This window comes from Candidatus Methylomirabilota bacterium (assembly GCA_035709005.1).
Classification (GTDB): Bacteria; Methylomirabilota; Methylomirabilia; order Rokubacteriales; family CSP1-6; genus 40CM-4-69-5.
In genome coordinates this window covers 1-26,086 of sequence record DASTFB010000083.1, presented here as the reverse complement: position 1 = coordinate 26,086, position 26,086 = coordinate 1, and the positions used below count along the sequence as shown (strand labels likewise).

30 protein-coding genes and 1 pseudogene are annotated in these 26,086 nt (G+C 70.6%); 12 read left to right on the top strand and 19 right to left on the bottom strand.

From position 1 onward, the window contains the following. Positions 1–10 precede the first annotated feature (10 nt). Both VFR64_14180 and VFR64_14175 read left to right on the top strand, forming a co-directional pair. Positions 11–1,369: an MmgE/PrpD family protein gene (locus VFR64_14180; protein ID HET9490886.1), complete on the top strand. Its 1,359-nt coding sequence runs from the start codon at positions 11–13 to the stop codon at positions 1,367–1,369. After that, positions 1,369–2,562 carry a CaiB/BaiF CoA-transferase family protein gene (locus VFR64_14175; GenBank protein HET9490885.1) on the top strand — a complete coding sequence of 398 codons (1,194 nt, stop codon included), beginning with the start codon at positions 1,369–1,371 and terminating at the stop codon, positions 2,560–2,562. The genes VFR64_14180 and VFR64_14175 overlap by 1 nt, the downstream gene beginning before the upstream one ends. A gap of 16 nt (positions 2,563–2,578) precedes the next feature. On the opposite strand, the gene VFR64_14170 is transcribed toward VFR64_14175, so the two are convergent. Continuing rightward, entirely contained in the window at positions 2,579–3,667 is a 1,089-nt protein-coding gene (locus VFR64_14170; GenBank protein ID HET9490884.1) for a patatin-like phospholipase family protein, read from the bottom strand. Positions 3,668–3,859: 192 nt separating this feature from the next. On the opposite strand from VFR64_14170, the gene VFR64_14165 reads away from it, so the two are divergent. The 3 genes from VFR64_14165 to VFR64_14155 are packed head-to-tail and all read left to right on the top strand — an operon-like array spanning position 3,860 to position 5,758. Further along, positions 3,860–5,263, top strand: a complete 1,404-nt coding sequence (locus VFR64_14165; GenBank protein HET9490883.1) for a hypothetical protein — start codon at positions 3,860–3,862, stop codon at positions 5,261–5,263. Between the two features lie 27 nt (positions 5,264–5,290). After that, positions 5,291–5,485, top strand: a complete 195-nt coding sequence (locus VFR64_14160) for a hypothetical protein (GenBank protein ID HET9490882.1) — start codon at positions 5,291–5,293, stop codon at positions 5,483–5,485. Next, positions 5,486–5,758 carry an OsmC family protein gene (locus tag VFR64_14155; GenBank protein ID HET9490881.1) on the top strand — a complete coding sequence of 91 codons (273 nt, stop codon included), beginning with the start codon at positions 5,486–5,488 and terminating at the stop codon, positions 5,756–5,758. Here VFR64_14155 and VFR64_14150 read toward each other — a convergent pair. From VFR64_14150 to VFR64_14065, 18 genes are all read right to left on the bottom strand, one after another. Beyond that, positions 5,755–6,315: a histidine phosphatase family protein gene (locus VFR64_14150; GenBank protein ID HET9490880.1), complete on the bottom strand. Its 561-nt coding sequence runs from the start codon at positions 6,313–6,315 to the stop codon at positions 5,755–5,757. The two genes, VFR64_14155 and VFR64_14150, sit on opposite strands and share 4 nt — an antisense overlap. Further along, positions 6,312–7,298 carry a hypothetical protein gene (locus VFR64_14145; protein HET9490879.1) on the bottom strand — a complete coding sequence of 329 codons (987 nt, stop codon included), beginning with the start codon at positions 7,296–7,298 and terminating at the stop codon, positions 6,312–6,314. Before VFR64_14145 ends, VFR64_14150 begins: the two co-directional genes overlap by 4 nt. Continuing rightward, on the bottom strand, positions 7,295–7,957 hold the full coding sequence (locus VFR64_14140; protein HET9490878.1) for a c-type cytochrome: 663 nt from the start codon (positions 7,955–7,957) through the stop codon (positions 7,295–7,297). The genes VFR64_14145 and VFR64_14140 overlap by 4 nt, the downstream gene beginning before the upstream one ends. Before the next feature lie 101 nt (positions 7,958–8,058). Continuing rightward, positions 8,059–9,255, bottom strand: a complete 1,197-nt coding sequence (locus VFR64_14135) for a PQQ-dependent sugar dehydrogenase (protein HET9490877.1) — start codon at positions 9,253–9,255, stop codon at positions 8,059–8,061. An 86-nt stretch (positions 9,256–9,341) separates the two neighbouring features. Next, positions 9,342–10,487, bottom strand: coding sequence for a pyrroloquinoline quinone biosynthesis protein PqqE (gene pqqE, locus VFR64_14130; protein HET9490876.1), 1,146 nt, complete (start codon positions 10,485–10,487; stop codon positions 9,342–9,344). Continuing rightward, entirely contained in the window at positions 10,484–10,765 is a 282-nt protein-coding gene (gene pqqD / locus VFR64_14125) for a pyrroloquinoline quinone biosynthesis peptide chaperone PqqD (GenBank protein HET9490875.1), read from the bottom strand. Before pqqD ends, pqqE begins: the two co-directional genes overlap by 4 nt. Further along, a complete protein-coding gene (pqqC, locus tag VFR64_14120; protein ID HET9490874.1) occupies positions 10,762–11,499 on the bottom strand; it encodes a pyrroloquinoline-quinone synthase PqqC in 738 nt (245 codons plus the stop codon). The genes pqqD and pqqC overlap by 4 nt, the downstream gene beginning before the upstream one ends. Then, positions 11,496–12,413 (bottom strand): pyrroloquinoline quinone biosynthesis protein PqqB, encoded by a 918-nt coding sequence (gene pqqB / locus VFR64_14115; GenBank protein ID HET9490873.1) that lies wholly within the window; start codon positions 12,411–12,413, stop codon positions 11,496–11,498. The genes pqqC and pqqB overlap by 4 nt, the downstream gene beginning before the upstream one ends. Positions 12,414–12,493: 80 nt before the next feature. Then, positions 12,494–12,592 carry a pyrroloquinoline quinone precursor peptide PqqA gene (gene pqqA, locus VFR64_14110; protein HET9490872.1) on the bottom strand — a complete coding sequence of 33 codons (99 nt, stop codon included), beginning with the start codon at positions 12,590–12,592 and terminating at the stop codon, positions 12,494–12,496. Positions 12,593–12,661: 69 nt separating this feature from the next. Beyond that, the gene (locus VFR64_14105) at positions 12,662–14,959 is read right to left on the bottom strand and encodes a xanthine dehydrogenase family protein molybdopterin-binding subunit (GenBank protein ID HET9490871.1); all 2,298 of its coding nucleotides are present in this window, start codon (positions 14,957–14,959) and stop codon (positions 12,662–12,664) included. Positions 14,960–14,987: 28 nt separating this feature from the next. Continuing rightward, positions 14,988–16,223 (bottom strand): DUF1015 domain-containing protein, encoded by a 1,236-nt coding sequence (locus tag VFR64_14100; GenBank protein HET9490870.1) that lies wholly within the window; start codon positions 16,221–16,223, stop codon positions 14,988–14,990. A gap of 88 nt (positions 16,224–16,311) precedes the next feature. Continuing rightward, positions 16,312–17,016 (bottom strand): ABC transporter ATP-binding protein, encoded by a 705-nt coding sequence (locus VFR64_14095; protein HET9490869.1) that lies wholly within the window; start codon positions 17,014–17,016, stop codon positions 16,312–16,314. Then, positions 17,013–17,750 (bottom strand): ABC transporter ATP-binding protein, encoded by a 738-nt coding sequence (locus VFR64_14090; protein ID HET9490868.1) that lies wholly within the window; start codon positions 17,748–17,750, stop codon positions 17,013–17,015. The genes VFR64_14095 and VFR64_14090 overlap by 4 nt, the downstream gene beginning before the upstream one ends. Continuing rightward, on the bottom strand, positions 17,747–18,703 hold the full coding sequence (locus VFR64_14085; protein ID HET9490867.1) for a branched-chain amino acid ABC transporter permease: 957 nt from the start codon (positions 18,701–18,703) through the stop codon (positions 17,747–17,749). The genes VFR64_14090 and VFR64_14085 overlap by 4 nt, the downstream gene beginning before the upstream one ends. Next, positions 18,700–19,566, bottom strand: coding sequence for a branched-chain amino acid ABC transporter permease (locus VFR64_14080; GenBank protein ID HET9490866.1), 867 nt, complete (start codon positions 19,564–19,566; stop codon positions 18,700–18,702). Before VFR64_14080 ends, VFR64_14085 begins: the two co-directional genes overlap by 4 nt. 110 nt (positions 19,567–19,676) lie before the next feature. Then, the gene (locus tag VFR64_14075) at positions 19,677–20,960 is read right to left on the bottom strand and encodes an ABC transporter substrate-binding protein (protein HET9490865.1); all 1,284 of its coding nucleotides are present in this window, start codon (positions 20,958–20,960) and stop codon (positions 19,677–19,679) included. Positions 20,961–21,076: 116 nt separating this feature from the next. Further along, positions 21,077–21,415, bottom strand: a complete 339-nt coding sequence (locus VFR64_14070) for a hypothetical protein (protein HET9490864.1) — start codon at positions 21,413–21,415, stop codon at positions 21,077–21,079. A 44-nt stretch (positions 21,416–21,459) separates the two neighbouring features. Continuing rightward, positions 21,460–22,119, bottom strand: coding sequence for a GntR family transcriptional regulator (locus tag VFR64_14065; protein ID HET9490863.1), 660 nt, complete (start codon positions 22,117–22,119; stop codon positions 21,460–21,462). 95 nt (positions 22,120–22,214) lie between these two features. Between VFR64_14065 and VFR64_14060 the strand changes: the two genes are divergently transcribed. The 7 genes and pseudogenes from VFR64_14060 (at position 22,215) to VFR64_14030 (ending at position 25,924) form a co-directional block, all read left to right on the top strand. Then, positions 22,215–22,583: a cupin domain-containing protein gene (locus VFR64_14060; protein HET9490862.1), complete on the top strand. Its 369-nt coding sequence runs from the start codon at positions 22,215–22,217 to the stop codon at positions 22,581–22,583. Beyond that, positions 22,576–22,926 (top strand): hypothetical protein, encoded by a 351-nt coding sequence (locus tag VFR64_14055; protein ID HET9490861.1) that lies wholly within the window; start codon positions 22,576–22,578, stop codon positions 22,924–22,926. Before VFR64_14060 ends, VFR64_14055 begins: the two co-directional genes overlap by 8 nt. Next, positions 22,926–23,765: a hypothetical protein gene (locus VFR64_14050; protein ID HET9490860.1), complete on the top strand. Its 840-nt coding sequence runs from the start codon at positions 22,926–22,928 to the stop codon at positions 23,763–23,765. The genes VFR64_14055 and VFR64_14050 overlap by 1 nt, the downstream gene beginning before the upstream one ends. Before the next feature lies 1 nt (position 23,766). Next, a complete protein-coding gene (locus VFR64_14045; GenBank protein ID HET9490859.1) occupies positions 23,767–24,219 on the top strand; it encodes a DoxX family protein in 453 nt (150 codons plus the stop codon). 2 nt (positions 24,220–24,221) lie between these two features. After that, a complete protein-coding gene (locus VFR64_14040; protein HET9490858.1) occupies positions 24,222–25,154 on the top strand; it encodes an acetamidase/formamidase family protein in 933 nt (310 codons plus the stop codon). Beyond that, positions 25,151–25,528, top strand: a pseudogene (locus tag VFR64_14035) (VOC family protein). The gene VFR64_14040 and the pseudogene VFR64_14035 overlap by 4 nt, the downstream one beginning before the upstream one ends. Then, the gene (locus VFR64_14030) at positions 25,508–25,924 is read left to right on the top strand and encodes a nuclear transport factor 2 family protein (protein ID HET9490857.1); all 417 of its coding nucleotides are present in this window, start codon (positions 25,508–25,510) and stop codon (positions 25,922–25,924) included. The pseudogene VFR64_14035 and the gene VFR64_14030 overlap by 21 nt, the downstream one beginning before the upstream one ends. The last annotated feature ends 162 nt before the right edge of the window (positions 25,925–26,086 follow it).

Here is a 26,086-nt window from a genome sequence, read left to right as displayed (position 1 = left end):
AGGTGCGGGCGTGACGGCCATCGCGCGGTTGAGCGACTTCGTCGTCAAGACCACGTTGGAGGACTGTCCGCGACCGGCGCTCGACGCCATCCGTCGGGCGGCCCTGGACACCGTGGGCGTCATGCTCGCCGGGGCCGGCGAGCCGGCCGCCCGGGCCGTACGCGAGGTCATCCGGGCCGAGGGCGGCGCACCGCTTTGCACGGTCCTGGGCACGGCCTTGCGCACGGCACCGACGTGGGCGGCCCTGGCCAACGGCACGGCCGGTCATGCCCACGACTTCGACGACACGTCGTTTGCCCTCATGGGACACCCCAGCGTGCCGCTGCTGGCCGCGCTGCTGGCCTGCGCCGAGGCAGAGATGGCCGACGGGGCCGCGCTGGCGCTCGGCTACCTGGTGGGCTTCGAGGTGAACGCCGCGCTCGGCAGCGGATTGAACCCGCCGCACTACGAGCGCGGGTGGCATGCCACCTCGACGATCGGCACCTTCGGCTGTGCCGCGGGGGCCGCCCGCGTGCTCGGCCTGGACCCGGCCCAGACGCGTCAGGCCCTGGCCCTGGCGGCCTCGCTGGCCTCGGGAGTCCAGGAGAACTTCGGCACGATGACGAAGCCCTATCACGCCGGTCACGCGGCGCGGAGCGGGGTGCTGGCGGCTCGACTGGCCAGAGAGGGCCTGACGGCATCCGAGTCCGCGCTCGACGGCAAGCGCGGCTTCTCGGCCGCCTTCGGCGGCAACCCGTTGGACGAGGCTGTGGAGCGACTGGGTCGACGCTGGCACCTGGTGGACTCGGGCATCGCCGTCAAACCGTACCCGTCCTGCGCGTTCACCCACCCGGCGGTCGACGCGCTCCTCGATCTGCGCCGGCAACACGGGCTCGAGGCGGGCGACGTCACGGCGGTTGAAATCGGCATCAGCCGCATCGCGATCGAGGTCCTGAGCTATCCTCGACCGGCCACGGCGCTGGAACGGAAGTTCTCGATGCAGTTCTGCGCGGCCACCGCCCTGGTGGAGGGCCGCCTCGATTTCCTCGCCTTCCGTGACGGGGAGGTCGACGATCCTGTCGTGCAGGCCCTGATGCCCGCCGTCACCATGGTTGCCGATGAAAGCTTGGCGGGCGGGGCCGAGCAGGCCCGGAGCCGGGTGACCGTCCGGCTGCGCGACGGACGGGCGCTCCACTCGCCGCCCCGCGGCGCCTCCGGCCATCCCGACCGGCCGCTGTCCGCGCAGGCCCTGCACGAGAAGTTTCTCGGTTGCGCCAGCCCGGTCGTCGGCCGCGACGAGGCCGAGGCCGTGGCCGAGCAGATCGCTCACCTCGAGGACATTCCCGATGTCCGAGCGCTGACTGCGCGGCTCGTGGGCGGAATCGACTGATGGGCGTGCTCGACGGGATCCGCGTTCTGGAGCTGGCGCGGGTGCCGCCCGCCGAGATGCCCGGGATGATCCTGGCCGACATGGGCGCCGACGTGCTGAAGATCGAGACGCCCGACCCCGAGCGGCCGCGAGGCCCCGAGTGGGACCGGCGAACGGCCTTCGCCTTCGTCAACCGCAACAAGCGCTCGATGACCTTGAACATGAAGGCGCCCGAAGGACAGGCCATCTTCCGGCGGCTGGTGACCTCGGCCGACGTCGTCGTCGAAGGCTTTCGCCCCGGCGTGATGGCGAGACTGGGCGCCGACTATGAGACCCTGCGCAGCCTCAATCCCCGCCTCGTCTACTGCTCGCTGTCCGGCTTCGGTCAGGATGGCCCGGCCCGGGCGTACCCGGCGCACGACCTCAACTACATCTCGCTGGCCGGGGTGCTCGGCCTGATCGGCGAGCGGGACCGCAAGCCCGTGATCCCGCTGAACCTCATCGCCGACTACGCGGGCGCCAGCCTGCACGGGGCGCTCGGTATCGTGCTGGCGCTGTTCGCCCGCGAGCGAACGGGCCGGGGACAGCACGTCGACATCGCCTATCTGGACACCACCATCGCGCTGCTGGCGGCGACGCCGAACATGCGGTTCTTCTTCAGCGACGGCATCGCGCCGCGGCGTGGCGAGGGCTTCCTGGGCGGCTCCTACCCGTACTACGCGATCTACGAAACGCGGGACGGCAAGCTGCTGACCATCGGCTGCACCGAGCCCTGGCTGTGGGAGAACTTCTGCAAGGCCATCGGCCGGCCCGAGCTCGTGCGGTTCGCCCGGCGCCCCGACCAGTTCGTCCGGGCCGCCAATGCCGAGGAGGAAGCCGCCCGCCGGGAGATCGAGGCCATCATCAGGACGCGCGACCGGGACGAATGGTACGACCTGCTGGTCAAGGCCGACGTCTGCGTGGGGAAGGTCTACGACGTCGAGGAGGTCGTGCGCGATCCCCAGGTGGCGCACCGGCAGATGGTCGTGGAGACCCAGCACCCCGTGCTCGGGAAGGTGCGCCAGTTCGGCATCGCCATCAAGCTCTCCGACACTCCCGGCGCCGTGCGCCAGGCCGCCCCGCTGCCGGGCGAGCATACGGAGAGCGTGCTGGCCGAGCTCGGTGTGCCGAGCGCGGACGTCGCCGCTCTCCGAGACAAGGGCGTGATCGAGTAGGTCGCCGCCGCGGCGGCTAGAGCGTGACCGGGGCCGGTTCGGGAAGCAGCCGCTTGAGGAGCGGCTCGCCCTGCGTGTCCAGCCAGTCGCGCGTCGACGTGTAACCGAAGCGCAGCGCCGCGCGCGCCCCCTCGAAGCCCATGCAGAGCCCGGACAGCGGCGAGTTCGTCCGGGGCGGCTCGAGCAGGAAGAACGTCGTGCGCGGGAAGCGCACACTGAGGGTGGCCAGGCCCAGCTGGAGCAGGTTCTGTCCGTAGATCCGGCTGGTCTGCTCCATGATGCTGTACAGGCCCCTCGCCCGCATCGTCAGGCCAGAGTCCTCCGGCGGGAACGTCGGAACCAGCGGGTGGACGAGCAACACCACGTCGGCGCCCGCCTCGGCGGCCAGATCGGCGTGCCCGCTGAAGCCCACGCCGCCGTCGACGTAATCGCGCCCGCCGATCATGTACGGCTCGAAGAACCCCGGGATCGCCGACGACGCGGCCACGGCATGGCTGATCGGCACGTCCTGCAGATCGCCCTGGCCAAAAATCACCCGCTCCGCGCGGTCCAGGTCGACCGCCGGGATCAGCAAGGTCCGGGGCAGCTCCGTAAAGGAATTGGACAGCCCGCGCGCGGCGATCGCCTCCGCGATGAAGCGCTCGAGCGCGGTGAGCGAAAAGAACCCGGGGGGGAGGTCGCGTTCGGCCCTGGCCAGCATGTCGGGGATCGATCCCCGCAGGCCGGTCATGGCGTTCTTGCTGAACGCCCACATCATGCGACCGAACCGTCCAGCGGCCCGGCGGAACGAGTCCGGGGAGAACACGGCCCCGCGGCGGAAGTTCAGAGGATCGGGCAAGTCCTGGTCCAGGATGCGATAGATGTCCGACGCGCGAATGCCGTTGGCCAGAAGCGAGGCGACCACGGAGCCGGCGCTGCAGCCGACGTAGACGTGGAACAGTTGCCCCGTACCGGTGAGCCGCTCTTCCAGCGCGGCCAGAGCCCCGACCTCGTACATCCCGCCCATGACGCCCCCGCCACCGAGGGCCAGAGCCAAGCGGGGAGGTGAGGTCGGCTGGGGCTGCCGCCGCTTGTAAAACGCCAGGGCCCGCTCGATCACGGTCATCGCGCTCTCACTTATATAGGTAGCAAGGCCATTACCAACTTACAATAGCGTCGAGTAACGGCGCATCTCGTGCGTCGCGCCGGCCACCCGCGGTCCGCATAACCCGCGAGAACACTGAAGCTATTCTGCTGTACGATGGGGACAGTGCGAGGAATGCTCGGCGGTTTTCGTCTCGCCTGGACTCCGATCTTGATGACCTATTTCTGTTACGGCGCCAGCGTCGTGACAGGGGTGGCCGAGCTCTTCTTCCAGAAGGATGTCCTCAAGCTGACGCCGGCCGAGGCCGCCGGGATCGCGTTCTGGTTGAGTCTGCCGTGGTCCATGAAGATGGTTGCCGGCGTGGCTTCCGACGTCTACCCCCTGCTGGGAAGCCGCCGCACGGCCTACCTGTTGCTCGGGGGTGGGCTCAGCTTGACCGGGTACGGGCTGCTGGCCACCAGCGTCGATACCAAGGCCGCCTACCTGGTGGCCGGCCTGCTCGTGACCGTCGGCTTCATGGTGCAGGACGTCGTCGCCGATGCCCTGAGCGTGGAAGTGGCCGAGACGGACGAGGAGATCGGTCAGATCCAGACGCTCGGTCGCATGGCCCTGTTGCTCGGCGGCATCAGCGTCGGCTACCTGTCCGGCTGGTTGGCCGGCACCATCGGCTCTCGCCCGACGTTCGCCGTGGCCACCGTGCTGCCCCTGCTGGTGGCGCTGAGCCTGGTCCTGCCGCTACGCAGCAGACGGCCATCCCGGGTGGTGGCGCCGGCTGCCGACCGGGCTGGCCCACTGAGCAGCGGCAAGGCGCGGCTGGTCCTGGTGGTCGGTCTCTGTTACGCCGCGTTCGGCGTGGCCCTGGAGACGCTGCAGGTCGCGTTCTCGCGGGAGATCGTGCTCGTCGTCTCGATGGTGCTCATCGGGCTGCTGCTCCAGAAGGTCGGGATCTCCCGGGGGGTGGCCGTGGCCTCCATCGTGATCTTCCTCTTTCGAGCCACGCCCGGCGTGGGCCAGGGGTACAGCTACTGGGCGGTCGACGGCCTCGGCTTCGATCAGAAGTTCCTCGGCATCCTGGCCCAGGTCGGCTCGGTGCTGAGCTTGCTCGGCCTCCTCGTCTTCCGCAAGACGATCGTCACGCGCCCGGTGAGCTTCACCCTGCTGTGGGTCGTCATCGCCGGGACCATCCTCTACCTGCCCAACATCGGTCTCTTCTACGGGTTGCACACGTGGCTGGGCATCAGCGCCCGCACGCTGGCCTTCATCGACACCACGATCTCGGCGCCGCTGGCCCAGCTCACGATGGTGCCGATGCTGGTGCTCATCGCCAAGACGGCCCCCCGGGGCGCCGAAGCCACCATGTTCGCCATCATGGCCTCGCTGATGAACCTGGCGTTGTCGGCCAGCCAGCTCTTCACCCAGTACCTCAACGAATTCTTCAACGTCACGCAGCAGGATTACTCGAACCTCGGGCAGCTCATGATCGTCGTCGGCATGCTGGGGCTCCTGCCCTTGCTCGCCCTGCCGTTGCTGTGGCACGAAGAGCGGGGAAGCGTGAGCGGGGAGCGGACGAAGACCAGCGCGGTCGCCAAGCCGGGCGTCGTATCCTCCCGGGGCTGAGCCCGAACCTCCCGAAAGGAGCCTTCAATGGGTGACGTGCTGCACGTCTCGCGGGTCCGCATTGTGAAGGACAAGGGCCCCCGCCGCCGCGCCTACATCGCGCCCTTCGCCGAGCCGGTGGTTTACGGCCTCCACGGGGGGGTCAAGGCGTTCTACGGCGTCGAGCCCGAGGAGGAGCAACCGACGACGCTGGACCACATCATCGCCGCGGTCGCCGGCTGAATGACGGGCACGCTAGCGGGTGCGCTGGCGGCCCGGAAGATCCCCACCCAGCCCGATCGGCTGCAGGCCGACGCCGAGGGGTTCATCGAGAACGTGGACGGCCGTCCCCTGATCACGCGCATCAAAGTCCATTACAAGGTCCGCGTGCCCCCGGGCAAGGCTGATGACGCCCGCCGGGCCATCGAGGTGCACGAGAAGGGCTGTCCCGCCTCGCAGTCGGTCCAGCGCGGGATCGCCATCGAATGGGACGGCGAGGTGGAGGAGGAGACTTAGGGCGGCGGAATCCGGCCGCGGACCTGGAAGGCTCCATTGCCGCGGGGAGTGATGACGATCATCTCTCCCTGCGCCGGATGCAGGCCGATGGCGGCGGCGATGTTGACACCGTGGGTGACGATGACGAGGTTGCCGGCGGGCGGAGGCTCACCGGCCAGGGCGCGGATGGCGGCCGCGCGCTCGGGCTCACGGCGGCGATCGTGAATCAGGTTGTCCAGCGGAGGGTGGAGCTCGGCCCGCCCGAAGGCTAGCCGCGCCGTCTCCAGGCACCGGCAGAAGCGGCTGGAGAGCACCTGCCCGACGGGAATGTCGCGGGCCCGAAAGGCGGCGCCGAGCCGGCGGGCCTCCGCCCGCCCTTCCTCGCTGAGGTTGCGCTGGCTCCCGCAGTCCTCGACGCGAAAGCCGGGAGGGTCGCCGGCACCGGGCGTGGTGGTCGCGTGGCGAAGCAGCACGACCTGGCCACCCGCCTTCAACACGTCCCACAGCGCGTCGCCGGCGGCGACGCGGCCGGGCCCGGCCACGACCAGCGCCGCGGCGACCGCGGCGGCGCGGATCACTCGATCACTCCCAGCCGTCCGTTGTGGCTGCCCATGTACCAGAGCCGGCCCTCGGCGTCCACGATCATCTTGCGGATGCCCGCGTTCCGGGACGGCAGCGTGACCACGCGGACGGCATCGGTCTTCGGGTCGAGCCGAACGACGGTGTCGGTCTGGATCTCGTTGACCCACACGACGCCGGCCGCGTCCACGGTTACCGCGTAGGGCCCGCCCGTCGGCCCCGCCGGCAGCGCGTACTCCTTCACGACCTCACGCGTGGCCGGGTCGACCCGGATCAGCTTGCCGTGGCCGTAGAGCGTCACCCACAACGACCCGTCCGGCGCCGTCGCCATGCGTCGCGGACGAGATCCGGGCGCCATCGCCAGCTCCGTGATCACGCCGCTCTGGGGGTCGAGGCGGCCGAGGCGGTCGCCGCCGAACTGGCAGAACCACACCGCGCCCGCGCGATCGAGCGCGAGGCCGTAGGGATTGCCGCGTGTCCGGTACTCGGTGAACCGGCCCGTCTTCGTGTCGAGCCGTCCGATACGCTGGCCCCCCTGGACGGTGAACCAGATCGTCCCCTTGCCGTCCGTCACCAGGGTGTGGGGGTCGCCGCCGGACGGCACTGTATGCTCGATCACCTTGCCGGAGACGGGATCGAGGTGGCCGATCGTGCCGTTGCCGTTGCCCGTGTACCAGACCTGGCCCGCCCGGTCGACCAGCAGACCGTGAGGTCGGGCCCCCGGCGGCAGATCCCACTCGGTGAAGGACCTGGCCCGGGTGTCGAAGCGGGCGATCCGATTGCCGCCCATCACCGCGATGTAGATGTTCCCGTCCGGCCCCGGCGCGGGGTCCCGCGCGAACCGAGGGGTCGGCACCGCCCACTCCGAGACCTTGCCTTCGATCGCGGTACGGGCGCCGGGCACGATGGCGTAGTCGGAGCCGCCCGCCCACGCGGGAGCGCCGGCGAGCATCGTGGAGGCCACCAGCAGCCACTTCTTCATCGCTCTGATCCTTTCGGCTCGGGGGCCGTCGTCGGCGCGGCCCCGGCCATGAAGTGCACCAGATTCTGGATGTCCTCCTCGCTCAAGGACTGCGCCACCATCGTCATCATGCCGTCGAGATCGCTCGTCGTCTTGGCCTTGTAGCCGCGCAGCCGCTTGAGGAGGTAATCGAAGTCCTGCCCGGCCAGGCGTGCCACCTGGTTCTGCCCCATCAACTGCGGGCCGTGACACGACCCGCAGTGAAGGCGCTGGGCCAGCGGCCGGCCTGCGGCGGCCCGGGCCGCGTCGACCTCGACCGGACGCGCGCGCGGGCGCCGGGCGGCGTAGTAGGCGGCCAGGTCCGCCATGTCCGTGTCGGTGAGGTTGGCGGCGAACGGCGACATCTGGGCGTCCCGGCGGCGCCCGTCGCGGTACATGATGAGCTGCCAGTGCGTGTAGAAAGCGGGCATGCCGGCCAGCGACGGCACGCCCGGCGTGACCGCGTTGCCTTCCGGACCGTGGCAGGGCACACAGACCTCGGCCTTTTTCCGTCCCGGGTCGACATCACCCCCGCCGGCAACGCGCACGGGTGCAAGGCTAACGAGGACAGCTCCCATGAGGACTCCGGCACCGAACGAAGCGACGTTCATGATGCGAGGCAGGCGAGCCGGGAGATTCACCGGCGCCCAGCGTATCACCGCTTCCGAGCGCCGGCTCCGCCGGCGCAATCGTTCCTGGGGGGAGGATCGGGAGGGGGCCGTCGAGGCCCCCTCCCGCTTATCTAACGCTTGTAGCTGATGTGGTAGATCGCTCCGTGGTAGTCGTCGGACAGCAGCATCGAGCTGTCGGGCATCCACTCGATGTGCGTGGGCCGGCACAGGACGGTGTTGCCTTCGTGGCAGCCGCTGAGAAACGCATCGTACTTCGGCGGCTGGCCCGGCTTGAGCTCGACCGTCATCACCCGGTAGCCCTGCTTCACCGTGCGGTTCCAGGAGCCCTTCTGGGCGATGAAGAGCCGGTTCCGATACTCGGGTGGGAACTGGCTTCCCGTGTAGAACCGGGTGCCGATGGGCGCGACGTGGGCGCCGAGCTTCAGCAGGGGCGGCGCGAACTCGCTGCAGGAGCGACCCTTGCCGAAGTCGGGATCAGGAGTGTCGCCCTGATGGCAGTACGGGTAACCGAAGTGGAGTCCCTTCTTGGGAGCGTGGTGGAGCGTGTCGTTGGGGAAGTCGTCGCCTCCCCAGTCGCGACCGTGGCTGACGAAATAGAGCTCCTTGGTCACCGGATGGAAGTCGGCGCCGGTGCTGTTGCGCACGCCGAAGGCCACGTACTCGAAGCCCGTCCCGTCGGGGTTGACGCGCGAGACGTTGGCATGCGTGTCGGGCGGCATGCAGATGTTGCAGGGGGCGCCCATGTTGAAGTAGAGCTTGCCGTCCGGTCCCCAGGTCAGGAACCGCCAGTTGTGATGCGCGTCCGGCGGAAACACGTAGATGGTCTTCGGGGCCGGCGGGCTGTCGAGGTTGGCCTCGATGTTCTCGTACTTGATGATGTTAGGAATCGTTGCGACGTACAGCGCGCCGTCCTTGAAGGCCAGGCCGCTGGGCTGGGTGAGACCCTTGGCGATGGTCTTGACCTCGCGCTTGCCGCCGCGATCCACGACCGCGTAGACGTTGCCGGCCACGCGCGTGCCCACGAAGAGCGTGCCCTTCGATCCCCAGGCCATCTGCCGGGCATTGGCCAGCCCGTCGGCCCAGACGCTGATGCTGAAGCCGGGTGGCAACTTGATCTTGTTGACGGGAATCTTGGCGGCCGGCGTCGGCGTCGGCGGTGACGGGACCGGCGCCAGCGGCGAGTTGGCCAGCTCCGGCGGCTGCCCCTGCTTCCATGCTTGCCCCAGAGCGGGCTCCGGCGAGAGGAGCCAGGCGCCGAGCGCGATCAGGACGACCACGATGATGCCCGTGCTTCGTGCGACCCCCATAACTGCCTCCCTTGAGCGAGGAGCCTCGACCGGTGTGCAGTGGACCTTCGACGCGCGGCGAAACGTAATACGCGGACCCGGCGTTGTCAACGCGGCCGGGCCCGGCGGCCCGACCCGCCCCCGAACCCTCGGCGGGCGGCGGTCGCCCGGGGCCCACGATACTGAAAGGCCGGTGGCGGGGCGCTGATCGACGTCGCGTCTTCACGGGCGGCTTCCACGATGGCGTGGTGCGGCGAGAGCGAGCAGGCCGGATCGGTGACCGCCGCGTCGCCCGTCAGGTGAAAGGCCTGGCAGCGACAGCCGCCGAAATCCTCGGCACGCCGGTCGCAGCTTCGACAGGGCTCCGGCATCCACCGCTCGCCCCGAAAGGCATTGAGGCCGGGGGAATCGTCCCAGATCTCGGCGAGGCCGCGCTCCTGCACGTTGTCGAACTTCAGACCAGGCAGGGTGTGGGCGACGTGGCAGGGCAGGACGAGCCCGTCCGGGCTGATCACGAGAAACCGCCGGCCCCAGCCGTCCATACAGGCCTTGGGGAAGCGGGCGTAGTAGTCCGGCGTGACGAAGAGGACCTCCATGCGGCCGCGCAGCCGGTCCCGGGCGGCGGCCGCCACCGCCCGCGCTTGCTCCAGCTGGCGGCGGCCGGGCAGGAGCGCTGCGCGGTTGAGCAGCGCCCAGCCGAGATACTGCGTGTTGGCGAGCTCCAGCCGATCGGCGGAGAGCGACTCCGCCAGGGCCACGATCTCCGACACCCGGCCCAGGTTCTCGCGATGCAGCACGACGTTGAGGGTCAGCGACATGCCGGCCTGTTTCACGCCGCGAGCCACCTCCAGCTTCCGGGCGAACGAGCGGTGGCCGGCGATGCGGTCGGAGGCGCTGGCCTCGACGTCCTGGAGCGAGAGCTGGACGTTGTCGAGCCCGCGGGCGCGGAACGAGCGGAGCCGCTCGACCGTCAACGGAATGCCGCTGGTGATGAGGTTGGTGTAGAGATCGAGGCCCCGCGCCTCCTCGATCAATGCTTCCAGATCGCTCCGGAGCAGCGGCTCGCCGCCGGTGAGGTTGAGCTGTACCACGCCGAGGTCCTCCGCCTCGCGGAAGACCCGGCGCCAGGCGGCCGTGTCCAGCTCCTGGTCGTGGCGGGCGTAGTCGAGCGGGTTGGAGCAGTACACGCACCGCAGCGGGCACCGGTACGTCAGCTCGGCGACGAGCGTATACGGCCGGTGGGGGTTGCTCACATGCCGTCCTTCACCAGGCCGCGATCGGCCAGCGCCTGCAGGAAGGCCACAATCTCCCGCTCCACCCGCTCGCGTGGCTCGCCTCCGGACTCGGCGGCCAGCCGGTCCACGATCGCTTCGACGGTGTGCTCCCCCGTGCACAGCCTCACGACCGCGGCGGCCGTGGAGTTCAGGGCCAACCCCTTCTCGGGATAGAGCAACATGTACTGCTGGCCCCGCCGGTCGAAGCGAATCCGGGCTTTGGAAGCCAACCGGGGCCGGCTCGCCGGCGACATCATGCCCGCCCACCCGCCGGCCCCCAGCCCGGCTCGATGTAGGCCGCGTACAGGCAATCCAGCAGGTGCCACAGGATCTCCGTCTTCCGGACGAGCGCCGCCACGCAGCGGGCCTGCAACTCGTAGGTCGTGGCGTGACGGGCGACGAAGTCGATCGCCTCCTGGGAATCGCGTCGGGCCCGAGGCACCCGAGATCGGAAGTACTCCAGCATCTCGCGGCTGACCCATGGGTAGTGGCGCTCCCAGGCCAGGACCCGCCGGGTCATCAGATCGGGGGCGAAGAACTCCGTCAGCGACGACGCTACCGCCTCGACCAGGCTGCGCTCGCGCACCAGCGCGACGTAGGCATCGCAGGCGAACCTCACACCGGGCAGCACCGCGCGGCAGCTCGCGACCTCCTCGCGGTCGAGCCCGACCCCCTCGGCCAGCCGGAGCCAGAGCTCGAGCCCGCCCGCCCCCGCTTCGTCACCGTCGTGATCATGGATGCGCCGGATCCACATCCTCCGGAAGGCCGGATCCTCCGACCGGGAGAGAATGATCGCGTCCTTGATGGGGACCCGGGTCTGATAGTAGTAGCGGTTGAGCACCCACTGCTGGAGCTGGAGCCGGGTGAGCTTCCCGTCGTGCATCAGCACGTGATAGCGGTGATGGTCGTGATACCGTGTCTCGCCCTCGCGGCGCAGCCATTCCACGAAGGCGTCCGCCGAGAGCGGCGGGCGCGGTGAGGCCTCGCTCATAGCACGATCTCCATGCCGTCGAAGGCGAGCTCCCAGCCCTGCGCGACGATCGCCAGCCGTTCCGGCGAGTCCTCGCGAAGCAACGGGTTGGTGTTGTTGATGTGGATGAAGATTCGCCGCGTCCCCGGCATCGCCCCCAGCGCGACCAGGCTGCCCTGCGGCCCTCCCACCGGCACATGGGCCATGTCCTCGGCCCGACTGGTGCCGAGCCCCTGCACGGGTAGCTCGTCGCTGGACCAGAACGTCCCATCGAAGAATACGCAGTCCGCCCCGGCCAGTGCGGCACGCACGGCCGGCGTCACCGCGCCCACCGCGGAAGCGTAGGCCAGCGTGCGCCCGGTTGCCGACTGCCGAATGCGCAGGACCACGTTGTCCTCGGGATCGGGGGGTACACGCCCCTCCAGGTGGATCGGCAGCTTGCCGGGGACGGCGAGGGCGGACAGCACGAGCCCGGTGGGCCGGCCCGATGCCGTCATCTCTTCTTCGTGGCCGAACTTCAGCACCCGCCAGATCACCTGCCCGTCGAACCGCTGCAGGGTGCGGTAGAGGACATTGTCCTCGGTGAAGCCGCGCCGCACGCGATCGGTCGCGTACACCGTCAGCGGGTACGACTCGCGGAGCGACAGCAGGCCCAGGCAGTGATCGAGGTCACCGTTGGTGAGCACGATGCCGGCGATGGGGGAATGCCGCGCCGCCTGCGGGTGCAACGGAGGAAAACTCTCGATCTGGGCTCGGATCTCCGGCGAGACGTTGAGGAGAAACCACGCGTCGCCGTCGGCGCTGACGGCCACGCATTCCTGCGTGCGCGGCTGCGCCCGTACCGTCCCCTGGCGCAGGCCGCGGCAGTTTCCACAGCCGCAGTTCCACTGCGGCGCTCCGCCCCCTGCTGCCGAGCCGAGGACCCGAATGCGCACGGTGACCGAGATGATACAGCCCTTCGCGCGGCCTGCGGGGCCGGCCGGGAAGGGCTGTTCAGCGTGCGGGAGCGCCGCCCCTAGAAGGAATCCGGGTCGTCGCGATCGAAATCATCCTGGTACGAGTTGATCTCGGCGTCCATCTTGATCTCCACGAACGCGGGTGTCTCCCACGTCATCGGCGCCCACCTCCTGTCGGCTGGTACCGCGGCTACCAGTCGAAAGGGTACGGAGCCGCCTCACCCGTGTCAAGGCATGCCGATGAGGTCGGCGGGGCGAATGGGCAGCCGCGTGATGGTGACGCCGCGCGCGCCCACGGCGTCGGCCACGGCGTTGGCGAGCGCCGCCGGGGCGCCGATGGTGCCCCCCTCGCCCATGCCCTTGATGCCGCCCGGGAAATGAGGAGCAGGCGTCTCCAGGTGGCCGATCCGGGGCTCGGGCAGCTCGTCCGCCCTCGGCAGGGCGTAGTCCATGAGGGTCGCGGTGAGGAGCTGGCCGTCCTCGTCGTAGACGATACTCTCCCGCAGGGCCTCGCCGGCGCCCTGACACACGGCGCCGTGCACCTGCCCCTCCACGAGCATGGGATTGATCAGCGGCCCGCAGTCCTCCACCACGGTGTAGCCCAGCACGCGCACACGGCCCGTCTCGGGATCCACCTCGACCACGGCCACGTGGACGGCCCCCGAGAAGGTCGCGCCCGGGGGATCGAAATAGATCGTAGCCTCGAGCCCCGGCTCCACCCCTGGGCCCAGGCCGCCGACAGGCGGCGCGTACGCGGCGCGCGCGATGTCGACGAGCGACACCGCCCGCTGGGGCAGGCCGGTGACGTGGGCCCCGCCCTCCTGAAGCACGATGTCCTCGGGGGCGGCCTCCAGCAGGTGCGCCGCCAGCCGCGTCACCTTTTGCCGCACCCGATCGGCCGCCGCGCCGGCGGCGCCCATCATGCCCACGGCCCCCCGGCTGCCGAAGGTCCCGCTGCCCGCCGGCCCGCCGTGCGTGTCGATCGGCTGCAGCACGACGCGTTCGACCGGCACGCCCAGCCGGTCGGCGATGATCTGCCCCAGCGCCGTGGCATGGCCCTGGCCCTGGGAAGGGAAGCTCACCGCGCAGCGCACGGTCCCGTCGGGCTCGATGCGCACCATCGCGGCCTCGATGCCGGGGATGTCCCGCATGCCGCGTCGGCGGAAGACCTCGGCCCCCATGCCGGTGTACTCCGTGTAGCAGGCGACCCCGATCCCCACCCGGTGCCCGGCGGCCCGGGCGCGCTGGCGGTCGCGCTTGAGCTGCTCGTAGCCCGCCAGATCGAGGGCGAGATCGAGCGCCTTGTGATAATCGCCGCTGTCGTACGTCATCCCGCTGGCCGACGTGAACGGATAGGCCTCGCGCGGGATCAGGTTGCGGCGCCGCACGTCGGCGGGGTCGAGGGCGAGCCGCCCGGCCAGCAGATCCAGCGCGCGCTCCATGACGAAGGCGCCCATCGTCATTCCCACGCCGCGGTAGGCGCCCAGCGGGGGCTTGTTGGTCGCCACCGCCACGGCCTCGTAGGCGTAGGCCGGCGTCAGGTACGGCCCGGGCAGGATGGCGGCGGTGCCCAGCGGCTCGAGCGCTTGCGTGAGCCCGTGGATGTGATAGGCGCCCGCATCGGACAGCACCCGGGCCCGCAGGGCCAGCAGGCGGCCATCGCCATCGGCCGCCACCTCCAGGTCGACCCGCTGCTCGCGCGCATGCGATGCGGCCGCCAGGTTCTCCCGCCGCGCCTCGACCCACTTCAGCGGGCGTCCCAGCGTGCGAGCAAGCGCGGCGACCGCAACGTCTTCGGGAAAGACGTGCACCTTGAGCCCGAAGCCGCCACCGACGTCGGGCACGATCACCCTGACGCGCGCCTCACCCAGCCCCAGGCTGGCCGCCAGGGCCGAGCGGAGGATCTGGGGCGTCTGGGTCGACGCCCACACGGTGAGGGTCGCGCCGTCCCAGTCCGCGACGAGACCGCGAGGCTCCAGCGGCACCGGCGCACAGCGTCCGTGGCTGAACCGCTCGCGCAGCACCACCGGCGCCGTGGCAAAGCCGGCGTCGACCTCGCCGTGGCGCCAGTCGCGGTGGAAGAGGACCTGGCCCCTCGCCAGAGCCGTATCGATCGAGGTGACCGCGGGCAGCGGCCCGTAGCTGATGACGACGGCCTCGCAGGCATCGACCGCCAGCGCGGCGCTGTCCGCGACAACCGCCGCCACCGCCTCGCCGGCGAAGCGCACGCGGCCCTCGGCGAGCGCGGGCCACTCCGTGGGCGTGAAGCCGCCGCCGTCGAGCCGGGGCGCCAGTGGGCGAGCCTTCCCGCGCAGGTCGGCCGCCGTCGCGACCGCCAGCACGCCGGGCCGGGCGCGGGCGCCGGCCACGTCGACCGCACGGACCTCCGCGTGAGCGTGGGGGCTGCGAACGAAGGCCACCGCCAGCATCCCGGGCAGGGCGAGGTCGGCCACGTAGCGCCCGCCCCCGCGGAGCAGCCGCGGGTCCTCCACCCGCTTGATGCGCGCGCCGGTCAGGCGGATCACATCCGCACGCGGGGGCCGGGCCAGGCGATCAAACCTCCGTCAGCCGGTGGAACACGAGGCCGTCGAGGAGCTTCGGATAGAAGTGGGTGGACTTCTGGGGCAGCAGCTCGCCCCCCTCGACCACGGCGCGCAGCTCGTCGGGCGTGGTCGGGGCGATGAGGAAGGCGGCCTGGCAGGCGCCGGCGCGAGCCGAACGCACCGCCTCACCGGCGTCGGCGGTGTAGTCCACGTGGCTCCGGGCGTCGAGCTTGGCCTCGGTGATGTCCAGCAAGGGCTTGAGAATCCCCTCGTGCAGGATCGAGACGGCCAGGGCGCGCCACGCGGATGACGTGTCCGGCGGCCACGGCAGCTTGGCCATCGCCTCGTCGCGCAGACGGAAGGTCAGCGCCTGGCCCGCGCTCACCACGCCGATCACACGGTTGGTCGGTGTGAAGCCCAGCGGGTCGGCCAGGGGCGCCGTCTCGAACCACGGCCGCGCGCCCTCCGCCAGCCGGTCGAGCGAGAAGCCGTCCACGCCCCGGACGAGCCGGTGATTGGCCAGGATGGTCAGCCCCGGCGCCTCCAGGGTGCAGAAGGCCATGAGCTTGAGGCGCGCTCCCGGATGCTGGCGCGCGTACTCCACCGCCGTCTCGTAGCGGTGGTGTCCATCCGCGATGATCACCGACTTGCCCGCCATCAGCGTCCGCAGGCGGGCGATGGTGACATCGTCGGTGATCCGCCAGAGCTGGTGCAACTCGCCCCGCAGGTCGTATGCCTCGGCGATGGGGTCGCCCTGAGGGCGCGTCGCCTGCAGCAGGGCGCCGCGAGGGTCGCTGATCAGCATGAAGAGCAGGCCGACGTCGGCGCCGGTCGCCTCGAGCAGGCGCAGTCGGTCCTGCTTGGGCCCGGCGTGCGTGCGCTCGTGGGGCCGCACCACGCCCCGCGCGTACTCGGTGACCTCGCCCAGCCCGATGAAACCGGCCCGCGTCACCTGACGCCCCTGCACCGCGTACGTCTGGTGATAGGGATACAGGGCCGGGCGCTGCTCGGGGGCCCACACCCCGTCCGCCAGCCACTCCTCGAGCACCTGGCGGGCCCGCTGGTACCGGTCGAACCCCGGCTCGTCCTTGGGCAGCGTGACGCGGACGACGTTGTGGGCGCTGAGAGCCAGCAAGCGCTCTTGCGTCTCGGGACTGATCTGATCGTAGGGCGGGGCCACGACCGTCGAGATGTCCTGCGCCTCGGCCACGGCGTACCGGTAACCCCGGAACGGCAGAATCTCCACGTGTCTAGCGTCCGGCGGCGGCTGACCGCACGTCGCGATTCTGGCAGACCGCCCGGCAGGTGGCAACCGCGTGATCGCTTCCGACGTCTCAGCGCCGGACGCCGACGTGCCGCAACAACACCTCGGGCTCGGCGGCCAGCTCGGCGGGCGTCGCCTGGCGGACGATGCGACCGTTGTCGATCAGGGCCACGCGGTCGGCCACCCGGAGGACGGCGTCGACCTTCTGCTCCACGAGCAGCACCCCGACCCCGCGGGCCTTGAGCGCGGCGATGCTCGTGAGCAGCCGGTCCACCAGCGTCGGCATCAGGCCTTCGCCGGGCTCGTCCATCAACAGGATGGCCGGGCGCGCGCAGAGCGCTCGCGCGGTGGCGAGCATCTGCTGCTGGCCGCCGGACAGCGTGCCGGCGCGCTGGCGCAGACGCTCGCGGAGCACGGGGAACAGCTCCAGCACGGGCTCCAGCGTCTCGGCGCCTCCGCCGCGGACGAGCAGGCCGATCGTGAGGTTCTCGGCGACGGTGAGGTCCCCGAACAGCCGCCGCCCCTGGGGGACATAGGCGATCCCCAGCCGTGGAATCTCGTGGGCCGGCAACCGCCCGAGGTCGGCATCGCCGAACGTGATCCGGCCGGAGCCCGCGCGCACCAGGCCCATGACGGCTCGCAGGGTCGTCGTCTTGCCCGCGCCGTTGCGCCCCAGCAGTCCCAGGACCTGCCCGCCGGCCAGCTCCAGCGAGACGTCCTTCAGGATGTGAGCGCCCCCGTAATACGCGTTGACCCGATCGAGGCGGAGAATCATCGGCCCAGATACGCGCGCTGCACACCGGCATCCGCCTCGATCTGGCGGGGGGTGCCCTCGGCGATGATGCGGCCGCCGTCCATCACCGTGACCCGGTCCGCCACTTCCAGGACGACCGCCATGTTGTGCTCGATGACCAGCACCGTAGCGCCCCGAGCGACCTGCCGCACGAGAGCGATCACCGCGTCGGTCTCGGCGGCGGCCAGGCCCTGCGTGGGCTCGTCGAGGATCAGCAGGGCCGGACGCAGCGCCAGGGCCATGGCGATCTCCAGTAGCCGCTGGTGGCCGTGGGGCAGCGCGCCGGCTGGCTGGTCCTGAACCCCGCCGAGTCCGACGGTGGCCAGGGCGCGGTCCACATCGGCGGCCACTGCCGCGCGGTCGAGCGCGAGCCAGTCGGTCAGCCCGCGCAGGCGCCGGCGCTGGGCGGCCAGGGCCACGTTGTCGTGCACGCTCAGCCGCCGGTAGACGCTGGTGATCTGAAAGGTGTAGACGATCCCGAGCCCCACCCGATGCCAGGCGGGAAGGCGCGTGATGTCCCGGCCGCCGAACAGCACCTGCCCGGCGCTCGGCGCCAGCCGGCCGCTGATGAGACTGACCAGCGTCGTCTTGCCGGCGCCGTTGGGCCCGATGAGCGCTCGCACCTCCGCGTTTTCCAGCCGGAAGTCCACGCGGCTGACGGCTTCCAGCCCGCCGAAGCGCCGCGTGAGGGCCCGCGTCTCCAGCAGGGCGCTCAGGGCAGCCACCGCGCCCACCGGCCTCTGACGCCGCCGATCAGTCCGGTCGGCAGCCAGACGACCGTCACGACGAGCACGGCGCCCACCACCATCAGGTAGCCGGTGGTGAGCCCGCTCGTCACGTCGACCAGATAGGTCATGAGCAGCGTGCCGATCAGGGGACCCAGCGTCGTCCCCGCCCCGCCCAGCAGCGTCCACAGCAGCGGGTAGATGGAGTAGAGGATGCCCGCGAAGCTCGACCCCACATACGAGAAGAGCAACGTGTAGACGGCGCCGGCCACCGCCGACATGAGGCCGGACACGACCACGGCCACGAAGCGGTACCCGGCCGTGTTGTAGCCGAGCAGACGCGTCCGCTCTTCGTTCTCGCGAACGGCGACGAGGATCCGGCCGATCGGCGAGCGCACCAGCCCGAGGCTGCCGAACAGACATCCGGCGAAGACGACGAGCGCGACGTTGTACTTGACACTGGCGTCGGCGAGGACGAGTCGCCACGGCCCGACCTGCAGGTGCAGTCCGGCGAGGATGAAGCCCTGATCGCCCATCGTGAGCTCGTTGAAGTAGAGGGTGGCCAGGTAGAACGCCTGGGCCAGCATCATGGTCACGATGAGGAACGCCGGCCCCGCCGTCCGGAGCGTGATGAGACCGACCAGCCCCGCCACCGCGAGCCCGCCCCCGATGCCGCCGACGAAGCCGGCCGCCGCCCCCAGGCCCAGATGCTGGATGGTGAGCCCGGCGCCGTACATGCCGGCGGCGAAGAACATGGCGTGGCCCAGGCTCATGAGCCCCGTGTAGCCGAGCAGCAGGTTGTAGCCGGTCGCGTAGGCGGCGAGCACCATGATCCGGGCCATCATGCCGTGGTGAAACGGGGGAAGCAGGAGCTGCAGCAGGCCGAGCAGGGCCACCACGCCCGCGTGCAGCGCCAGCACGGGGCCGTCGGGACGTCGCCTCACGCCGTCTCCTCCCCGAAGAGCCCACGCCCCCGGACGGCCAGCACGAGCCCGACCAGCAGCGTGGCCACGATCTTGGCCAGCGTCGGCGAGAACAGCACGGACACGACGCCGTCGCTGAGGCCGACCAGCAAGGCGGCCACCAGGGTCCCCCGCAGGCTGCCCAGCCCGCCCAGGATCACGACGACGAAGGACATCAGCAAGGCGTCGAGCCCCATGAGGTAATGCGCCTGCTGCACGGGGACGATGAGGGCGCCGGCCACGGCCGTGAGCGCGGCCCCCAGGCCGAAGGCGATGGTGTAGATCCGGGCGACGGGAATCGCGAAGGCCTGGGCCATCTCCCGATCCTGCTGAGTGGCCCGCATGCGCAACCCCAGCCTCGTCCGGGACAGCGCGAGCCACGTGATCCCCAGGAGGCCAGCCGCCACCACGGCGACGATCACCTTGTAGCCGGAGTAGCCGAACCAGGGAAAGTCGATGCGGAAGTACACGGGGGCTTCCACCGGACGCGCGTAGGGCCCATAGGTCGTGAGGACGAGCTGCTGCAGGATGTAGAGCAGGCCGATGGTGGCCACGATAGTGCTCTCGGGCTCGTAGCCGACGCGCCGCAGGACCAGCCGATCCGCGGCGACGGCGATGGCGGCGACGACGAGCGGCGCGACCACCAGCCCGGCCGCGAAGCTCCCCGTGGTCGTGGACACGTACCAGGCCACGATGGCGCCCAGCATGAAGAACTCGCCGTGGGCGACGTTGACGATGCGCATGACGCCGAAGACGAGGGACAGGCCCAGCGCGGTCAGCGCCAGTACGAGCGCGCCGACCGTGCCTTCCAGCAGCGCGAGCAGCAGGTGCGGCCCGACGCTCATGAGCGCGAGTGCTCCAGCGCGGGCTTTGCCCGCGCAATCCTGGGGGAGGCCTCGGAGGGGGGCCGTCGCGCCCTACGGGGCGCGCCAGTGCGTCGCCCCCTCCGATTTGCTCACAGCGGCTGCTTGGTGTAGTCGGCCTCGGGCGGGTACATCGAGTCCTCGATCGCGGTACGGTGCACCACGCCGAGCCGCCGCTTCTCGACCCGGGAGATCGTCTGGTGGCCGAACACCTGGTGCAGCCGGCCCACGAACCGCTTGGCGCCCTGCGGGTGCTCCAGGCCCTCGGGGAAGGACGAGAAGCCCTCCAGCGTCTCAACGAAGGCCTTGTAGTCACCGGCCCCGGGGTTCCGGTAGCGGCTCTGCTCGACGGCTCGCTTGATGACGAAGAGCGTCTCCCAGCAGCCGAACATGTGCGAGAAGGTCGAGACGTCCTTGGGATCGCCGACGCTGGCCCCGCTGTCGTTGACGCCCACCCGCTCACGGTACGTGCGCACGTGGGCCGGGGTGGTCGGGCTGGCGTAGCGGGGGAAGGCCTCCCAGAAGTAGGTGCCTTCGAGGAACTCGAGTCCGGGGCTGGCCAGGTCGACGCCCTCCAGCGAATCGACGAACCCGAAGAGTTGCGGCCGCCGCCGGCCGAAATGCTCGCCCATCTCCTTGACGAAGGTCAGGACGCCGGGGCCCACCATGACGTGGTAGACGACGTCGGTGTCGGCGGGCACGCGCGGGAAATACTTCGTGAAGGAGGTCTCGGTGGGCGGAATCGGCACGAGCGCGCGGACGGTCCCGCCCTGAGCCGCGGCCATTCGGCTGAAGAAGTCGCGGTGATCGTGGCCGAACGCATAGTCGGGAAAGATCAATGTGACCTTCTTGCCGAGGTTCTTGAGGATCCAGGGCGCCACCGCGGTGACCTGCGACCGCACGTCGGTGATGCCGGGCTGAAAGACGTAGCGGTTCAGCCGGCCGGAAGCCACGTGGTAGCCCTCACTGACGACGAGATACGGGATCTTGAGCTCGCCGGCCCGCGGGGCCGAGGCGATGACGACGTGCGAGAACAGCGTCCCGAAGATGAGATCGACCTTGTGCTGCACGGCCAGCTTCTCGACCACCTCGGCGCCCCGCTTGGGATCGGTGCCGTCGTCCTCGGCCACGATCTCGATGGGCCGGCCGGCGATGCCCCCCTTCTCGTTGATGAGCTTCACCGCCGCCGTGGTCGTCCGCTCGTACCACCGGCCGTAGACGGCGCCGATGCCCGTGCGGTGCACCTGGAAGCCCAGGCGGAGGGGCGCCGACCCGCCCTGGGCCACGGCTCGGGGGGTCCATGGAGCGGGCAAGGAGGTCGCGACCGCGAGCGCGCCCGCGGCCTTCAGAAAATTCCGTCGCGACCTGCTCGCCATGGCCGACCTCCTGGTGGACGTGGATCAGACGCGATCGTCTATTAACACGGCGGCGTCATCGACTCAACTCGCGGTGGGCGTCGACAGCAGCCAGAGACCGAGCATCGTATAGCCGATCATGAGGACGAGGAGCGGGAGCTGGCCACGAAGAGCGGCAGCGGATTCGCCAGCGGGTCGCGGCTGCCCACCACGCCGGCGACGACGAGCACGCCGGTCACGGCCAGCCCCAGGAGGCTCGCCGCCGTCTCGAGATGACGGCGCACCGGGATGGGAACGGGCAGGGCCAACCGCAGCGACAGCGCCCGCGCCACGAACCGCGGCGAGGTGCGCATCGTCAGGGCGAACGAGACGGCCACCGTGATCGCCCCGCCCGCAATGTACAGGTGGGTCGGCAGGAGCAGGATGACGCCGGCCCCGGTGGCGTGGGCGCCGGCGGGGAGTGGCCACGCCGCCACGACGACGGCAGCGAGCGCGGCGGCGACCGGCAGGACGTGCCTGGCTAGGACGCTTCCGATCGCGTGCGCCCGAGGCGGCGCTGGACGTCGACGACGTGGGCAGCCATCGCGGCCCGGGCCCGCTCGGGGTCGCGGGCGGCCACGGCCGCGAAAATGGTCTTGTGGGCGACCGACACGGCCTCGTCGTCCTCGGGGCACGGGCGCGGCCCCAGGTCAGTGAGCGCGTCCACCAGCACGGCGTGCACCGGGTTACGAGCCGCCGCGGCCAGCAACCGGTGGAACCGGTCCTTCGCTTCCAGCTGCCCGTCGACGGCGTCGGCGAGCAGCTGCAGGTCGGGCTCGGTGGCGCGCTCGGCGGCCAGCCGGGCGATCTCGGGCTCGACCATCAGGCGGGCCTCGGTGAGCTGGGGCAACGTGACCCGGCCCAGCCGGAACAGGGTCGCGAAGTCGCGGCGCAGGAGGCTGGCGTCGACGTGGCGGACGAAGTGGCCGCCGCTCGAGCCGTGACGCACCTCGATGAGGCCGCGATGCTCCAGCGTGCGCAGGGCCTCGCGCACCGCCACCCGGCTGGCCCGGAACTGGTGGACCAGCTCCCGCTCCGGGGGCAGCCGGTCGCCGCTGCGCAGGCGCCCGGCAAAGATCGCCCGCTCGACCTGCTCGACGATGTGCTCGTAGACGCGGGGCGCCCGGACCGAGGTGAACATGCTGCGCGGTCACTGTCAGACCAAATGGCGACGAAGTCAAGAGGACCATCCTCCCGCACCGCCGTGAGGTACACTAGGCGCCCCGAGGAGGCGCCATGAACGAGGCCGCCGTAGCGACCAGCCAGCGCGTCGCGCAGGTCTTCGATCTCCACGCCCTCAAGGAGTTCGCCTCCGACAAGCGCGTCCGCAAGATGCTGTTCAAGACCGATCAGCTGTGGTCCGAGATCGCGTGCTACGAGCCCGGGCAGTCCACCGTGATGCACCACCATCCCGGCGAGGAGGAGGCGATCTTCGTGCTGGAGGGCCGAGCCACCATGAGCGTGGGCGGCGAGGACTACGTCGTGCCGGCCGGCTCGATCATCAGATTTCCCGCCAACGTGCCCCACGACGTCCGTAATCTGGGCACCGAGCGGTGCGTCATCATGTTCGTCAAGGTCAATCCCCGGGTCCTGAAGCGTGGGTAACGTCGAGCGCTGCGACAAGACCCTGCCGCTGAACGAGATGATGTTCTACGTGCGCAAAGACGCGCGGCTCCGCGAGCGGTGGCAGACGGACCTCGACGGCCTCTGCCGCGAGTTCGGGCTCGGTCGCGAGGAGTCCGAAGCGCTCCAGGCGCGGGACGTGCGGCGCCTGAACGAGCTGGGGGTGCACCAGTACTACATCCCCCAGATCATGCGCCTGTTCTTCGGGGCCTCCGCGAACGCGAACAGCCACCCCGCCCTGGAGGCCTACCGTCGAGCCTTCCCCGAGGAGACGGCGCGGGCCTTCGCCGAGGCCGAGCGGCTGCAGCGGCGAGCGAGGAACTGATGGCCAGCATCGTGGCGGCGCTGGCCATGACGCATTCCCCGGGCCTGACCGGCTGGTTCGACCGCGCGCCCCTCGAGCAGCAGCAGGAGGCCCGCCGCGCGCTCGGCGAGCTGCGCCGGCGGCTCGAGGCGGCCCGCCCCGACGTCGTCCTGGCCTTCTCCAACGATCACCTGCTGAACTGGCCCATCAACAACATCCCGGAGTTCACGGTGGGCATCGGCCCCGAACACGTGGGGCCGGCGGAATGGTACGACGAGTGGCTGGCCCTCGGCCGGTACCGCATCCCCGGGCATCCGGCGCTGGCGCGCTACGTCGTGAACGAGGGCGCCCGTCGGCGGCTGGCTTTCGCCTATCTGCGCCAGATGCAGTTCGACGACGGCATCTCCGTGCCCATGCACTACCTGAATCCCGAGGGACGCACGGCGCTGGTGCCCATCACCATGAACTGCACCGTCCCGCCCATCCCCACCCCCGAGCGCTGCTACCAGGTGGGGCTGGTCTTGCGCGACATGCTCAAGGCCTGGCCGGGACCCGAGCGGATCGCCATCCTCGCCACCGGCGGCCTCAGCCACGAGCCCGGCGGGCCCCGCTACTTCTGGGTAGACGAGGAGTTCGACCGCTGGTTTCTGGATCTGCTCAAGAAGGGCGACCACCAGACCCTGCTCCGGGAGTGCACGCTGGAGCGGATGGAGCAGGCGGGTTCGGGAGGCACCGCCGAGTTGAACGCCTGGATCCTGGCGCTGGCCTTCACGCGGGGACCGGCCGACGTGCTCGCCTACATGCCGGCCATCGCCTGGCGCACGGGGACCGGCATGGTCGTGTGGGACGAGCTGGCCTGACATGTACACGGCGCCCGCCTGGGGCCTGGCCCTCCTGCGCGTCGTCCTGGGCGTGATCTTCATCATGCACGGCTATTTCGCCTTCGCGGTCCTCGGGCCGGCCCGAATGGCCGACTACATCGTGCGGCTCGGCAACCCGCCGGCGCTGAGCACGCCGCTGGCCTGGTACCTGATCGTCGCGCACGCCCTCGGCGGGCTGCTGCTCGTCCTCGGCCTCTGGACCCTTGTCGCCGCCTTGGCCCAGGTCCCCATCATGGCCGCCGCGGTCTTCTTGTTGCACGCGCCGCAGGGTTTCTTCATGAAGGTGGTCGAGGGCCCGGAGGGGCGCCCCACCCTCGCCGGCTACGAGTTCTCCCTGCTGGTCCTGACCGCCACGCTGACGATCGTCCTGGCTGGGCCCGGCGCCCCGTCCGTCGACGTAGCCCGCCGCCACCGCCGCTTGCCGGTGCCCTGACCATGGCCACGCACGAGCTGGACGCCAGCCTGGTCCACTACGAATGGAACCACGCGCTGCCGCCGCGGCTCGAGATCGACCCCGGCGACACCGTCGTCTTCCGGACGCGCGACGCCGCCGACGGCTGGTTCACCCCGACCTCCACGGCGGCGGATGCGGCCGCCAAGCCGCCTTTCCGCGGACATCCCCTCACGGGTCCCGTCCGCGTCCGCGGGGCGCGCCCGGGCACGGTGCTGGTGGTCGAGATCGTCGACATGAAGCCGGCCGCCTCGTTCGGCTACACCCAGATCATCCCCGGCCGCGGGCTGCTGCCCGAGGAATTCCTGGAGGCCTCCGTGCACATCTGGGATCTCTCCGACGGCCTGCTGGCTCGCCTGGGTAGCCGTGTCGCCGTGCCCATCGAACCGTTCCCCGGCGTCATGGGCGTCGCCCTCGACGAGCCGGGCGGCCACACGACCCTGCCGCCGCGGAAGAACGGCGGCAACATGGACATCAAGCAGCTCACGGCCGGGACGACCCTCTACCTGCCGGTGTGGGTGGACGGCGCGCTGTTCAGCGTGGGCGACGGCCACGCTGCCCAGGGCGACGGCGAGGTGTGTATCAACGCGGTGGAGATGGCGGCCCAGGTCACGCTGCGCCTGGATCTACTGACCGATCGGAAGCTGCCGGAGCCGCGCCTGCGCACCCGCGGGCCCATCGCGGCCCGCACCAACGTGGGCCCCCACTACGCCACCACCGCTCACGGCCCCGACCTCTACCGATCGGCCCAGCAGGCCACCCGCTACATGATCGAGCATCTGGTCGAGGAACGGGGGCTCACGCGGGAGGAAGCCTACGTGCTGTGCAGCGTGGCCGCGGATTTGAAGATCAGCCAGATCGTCGACGCACCCAACTGGATCGTGTCGGCGTTCCTGCCGGAAAGCGTGCTCCTGTGAACCTCGAGCGCCTGGATCACCTGGTGCTCACCGTCCGCGACCTCCCCGCCACCGCGGCGTTCTACGAGCGCGTGCTGGGCATGGAGGTCATGGCCTTCGGCGAGGGTCGCACGGCGCTGCGCTTCGGCGACCAGAAGATCAACATCCATCCTGCCGGTGGGGGCTTCACCCTGGTGGCGGCGCGGCCCACGCCGGGCTCGGCCGATCTGTGCCTGCTCACCGCGGAGCCGCTGGCCCAGTGGATCGACCATCTCAAGTCTTGCGGGGTGGCGATCGAGCAGGGGCCCGTGCGGCGCACCGGCGCCCGCGGGCCCATCGAATCGATCTACCTGCGCGACCCCGACGGCAACCTCGTGGAGATCTCCAACGAGGTCGCCGAGGGCGACCCCCTCGCCCCGCTCCGCGACTGGCTCAGGCGGCTGCAGGCCTGCGTCCGGGCTCAGGACTTCATCGCAGGGCGCGCGCTGTGCGCCCCCGAGATGCTGGCCTTCGGCACCCGGGCCGAGATGGTGGAGGGCATCGATCAGGTCATGCAGCAGCAGTGGCGGCAGGTGTGGCCGCACATCCGCGAGTTCACGATCGACGCCGACCACGCCCGCGGCGGCCTCCACGGCAACCAGGGCTGGGTCGCCGCCCGCTGGGACTCCTTCGGGACCCGTCCCGACGGGTCGACCTTTCCGCGCCCCGGGCGGTTGACGATCCTCTTCGAGCGGCGGGCCGGACGCTGGCTCGCCACCCACACGCACTTTTCGCTGTCGCCGACGACGTAGGGAGGAATCATGGACATCGGCCTCTGCATCTTCTCGACCGAGTACGCGATCCGCATCGACGAGCTGGCTCGCGAGGCGGAGAGCCGGGGCTTCGAGTCGCTGTTCGTCCCCGAGCACACGCACATCCCGACCAGCCGGCGTAGCCCCTTCGCCGGCGGCGAG

What these genes read in the sequence shown, in the direction of transcription:
- VFR64_14175 (HET9490885.1), top strand. Translation starts at nt 1,369, where the DNA reads ATGGGCGTGCTCGACGGGATCCGCGTTCTGGAGCTGGCGCGGGTGCCG.
- VFR64_14170 (HET9490884.1), bottom strand. Translation starts at nt 3,667, where the DNA reads ATGACCGTGATCGAGCGGGCCCTGGCGTTTTACAAGCGGCGGCAGCCC.
- VFR64_14165 (HET9490883.1), top strand. Translation starts at nt 3,860, where the DNA reads ATGACCTATTTCTGTTACGGCGCCAGCGTCGTGACAGGGGTGGCCGAG.
- VFR64_14160 (HET9490882.1), top strand. Translation starts at nt 5,291, where the DNA reads ATGGGTGACGTGCTGCACGTCTCGCGGGTCCGCATTGTGAAGGACAAG.
- VFR64_14155 (HET9490881.1), top strand. Translation starts at nt 5,486, where the DNA reads ATGACGGGCACGCTAGCGGGTGCGCTGGCGGCCCGGAAGATCCCCACC.
- VFR64_14145 (HET9490879.1), bottom strand. Translation starts at nt 7,298, where the DNA reads ATGAAGAAGTGGCTGCTGGTGGCCTCCACGATGCTCGCCGGCGCTCCC.
- VFR64_14135 (HET9490877.1), bottom strand. Translation starts at nt 9,255, where the DNA reads ATGGGGGTCGCACGAAGCACGGGCATCATCGTGGTCGTCCTGATCGCG.
- pqqD (HET9490875.1), bottom strand. Translation starts at nt 10,765, where the DNA reads ATGATGTCGCCGGCGAGCCGGCCCCGGTTGGCTTCCAAAGCCCGGATT.
- pqqC (HET9490874.1), bottom strand. Translation starts at nt 11,499, where the DNA reads ATGAGCGAGGCCTCACCGCGCCCGCCGCTCTCGGCGGACGCCTTCGTG.
- pqqA (HET9490872.1), bottom strand. Translation starts at nt 12,592, where the DNA reads ATGACGTGGGAGACACCCGCGTTCGTGGAGATCAAGATGGACGCCGAG.
- VFR64_14095 (HET9490869.1), bottom strand. Translation starts at nt 17,016, where the DNA reads ATGATTCTCCGCCTCGATCGGGTCAACGCGTATTACGGGGGCGCTCAC.
- VFR64_14080 (HET9490866.1), bottom strand. Translation starts at nt 19,566, where the DNA reads ATGAGCGTCGGGCCGCACCTGCTGCTCGCGCTGCTGGAAGGCACGGTC.
- VFR64_14075 (HET9490865.1), bottom strand. Translation starts at nt 20,960, where the DNA reads ATGGCGAGCAGGTCGCGACGGAATTTTCTGAAGGCCGCGGGCGCGCTC.
- VFR64_14065 (HET9490863.1), bottom strand. Translation starts at nt 22,119, where the DNA reads ATGTTCACCTCGGTCCGGGCGCCCCGCGTCTACGAGCACATCGTCGAG.
- VFR64_14060 (HET9490862.1), top strand. Translation starts at nt 22,215, where the DNA reads ATGAACGAGGCCGCCGTAGCGACCAGCCAGCGCGTCGCGCAGGTCTTC.
- VFR64_14050 (HET9490860.1), top strand. Translation starts at nt 22,926, where the DNA reads ATGGCCAGCATCGTGGCGGCGCTGGCCATGACGCATTCCCCGGGCCTG.
- VFR64_14045 (HET9490859.1), top strand. Translation starts at nt 23,767, where the DNA reads ATGTACACGGCGCCCGCCTGGGGCCTGGCCCTCCTGCGCGTCGTCCTG.
- VFR64_14040 (HET9490858.1), top strand. Translation starts at nt 24,222, where the DNA reads ATGGCCACGCACGAGCTGGACGCCAGCCTGGTCCACTACGAATGGAAC.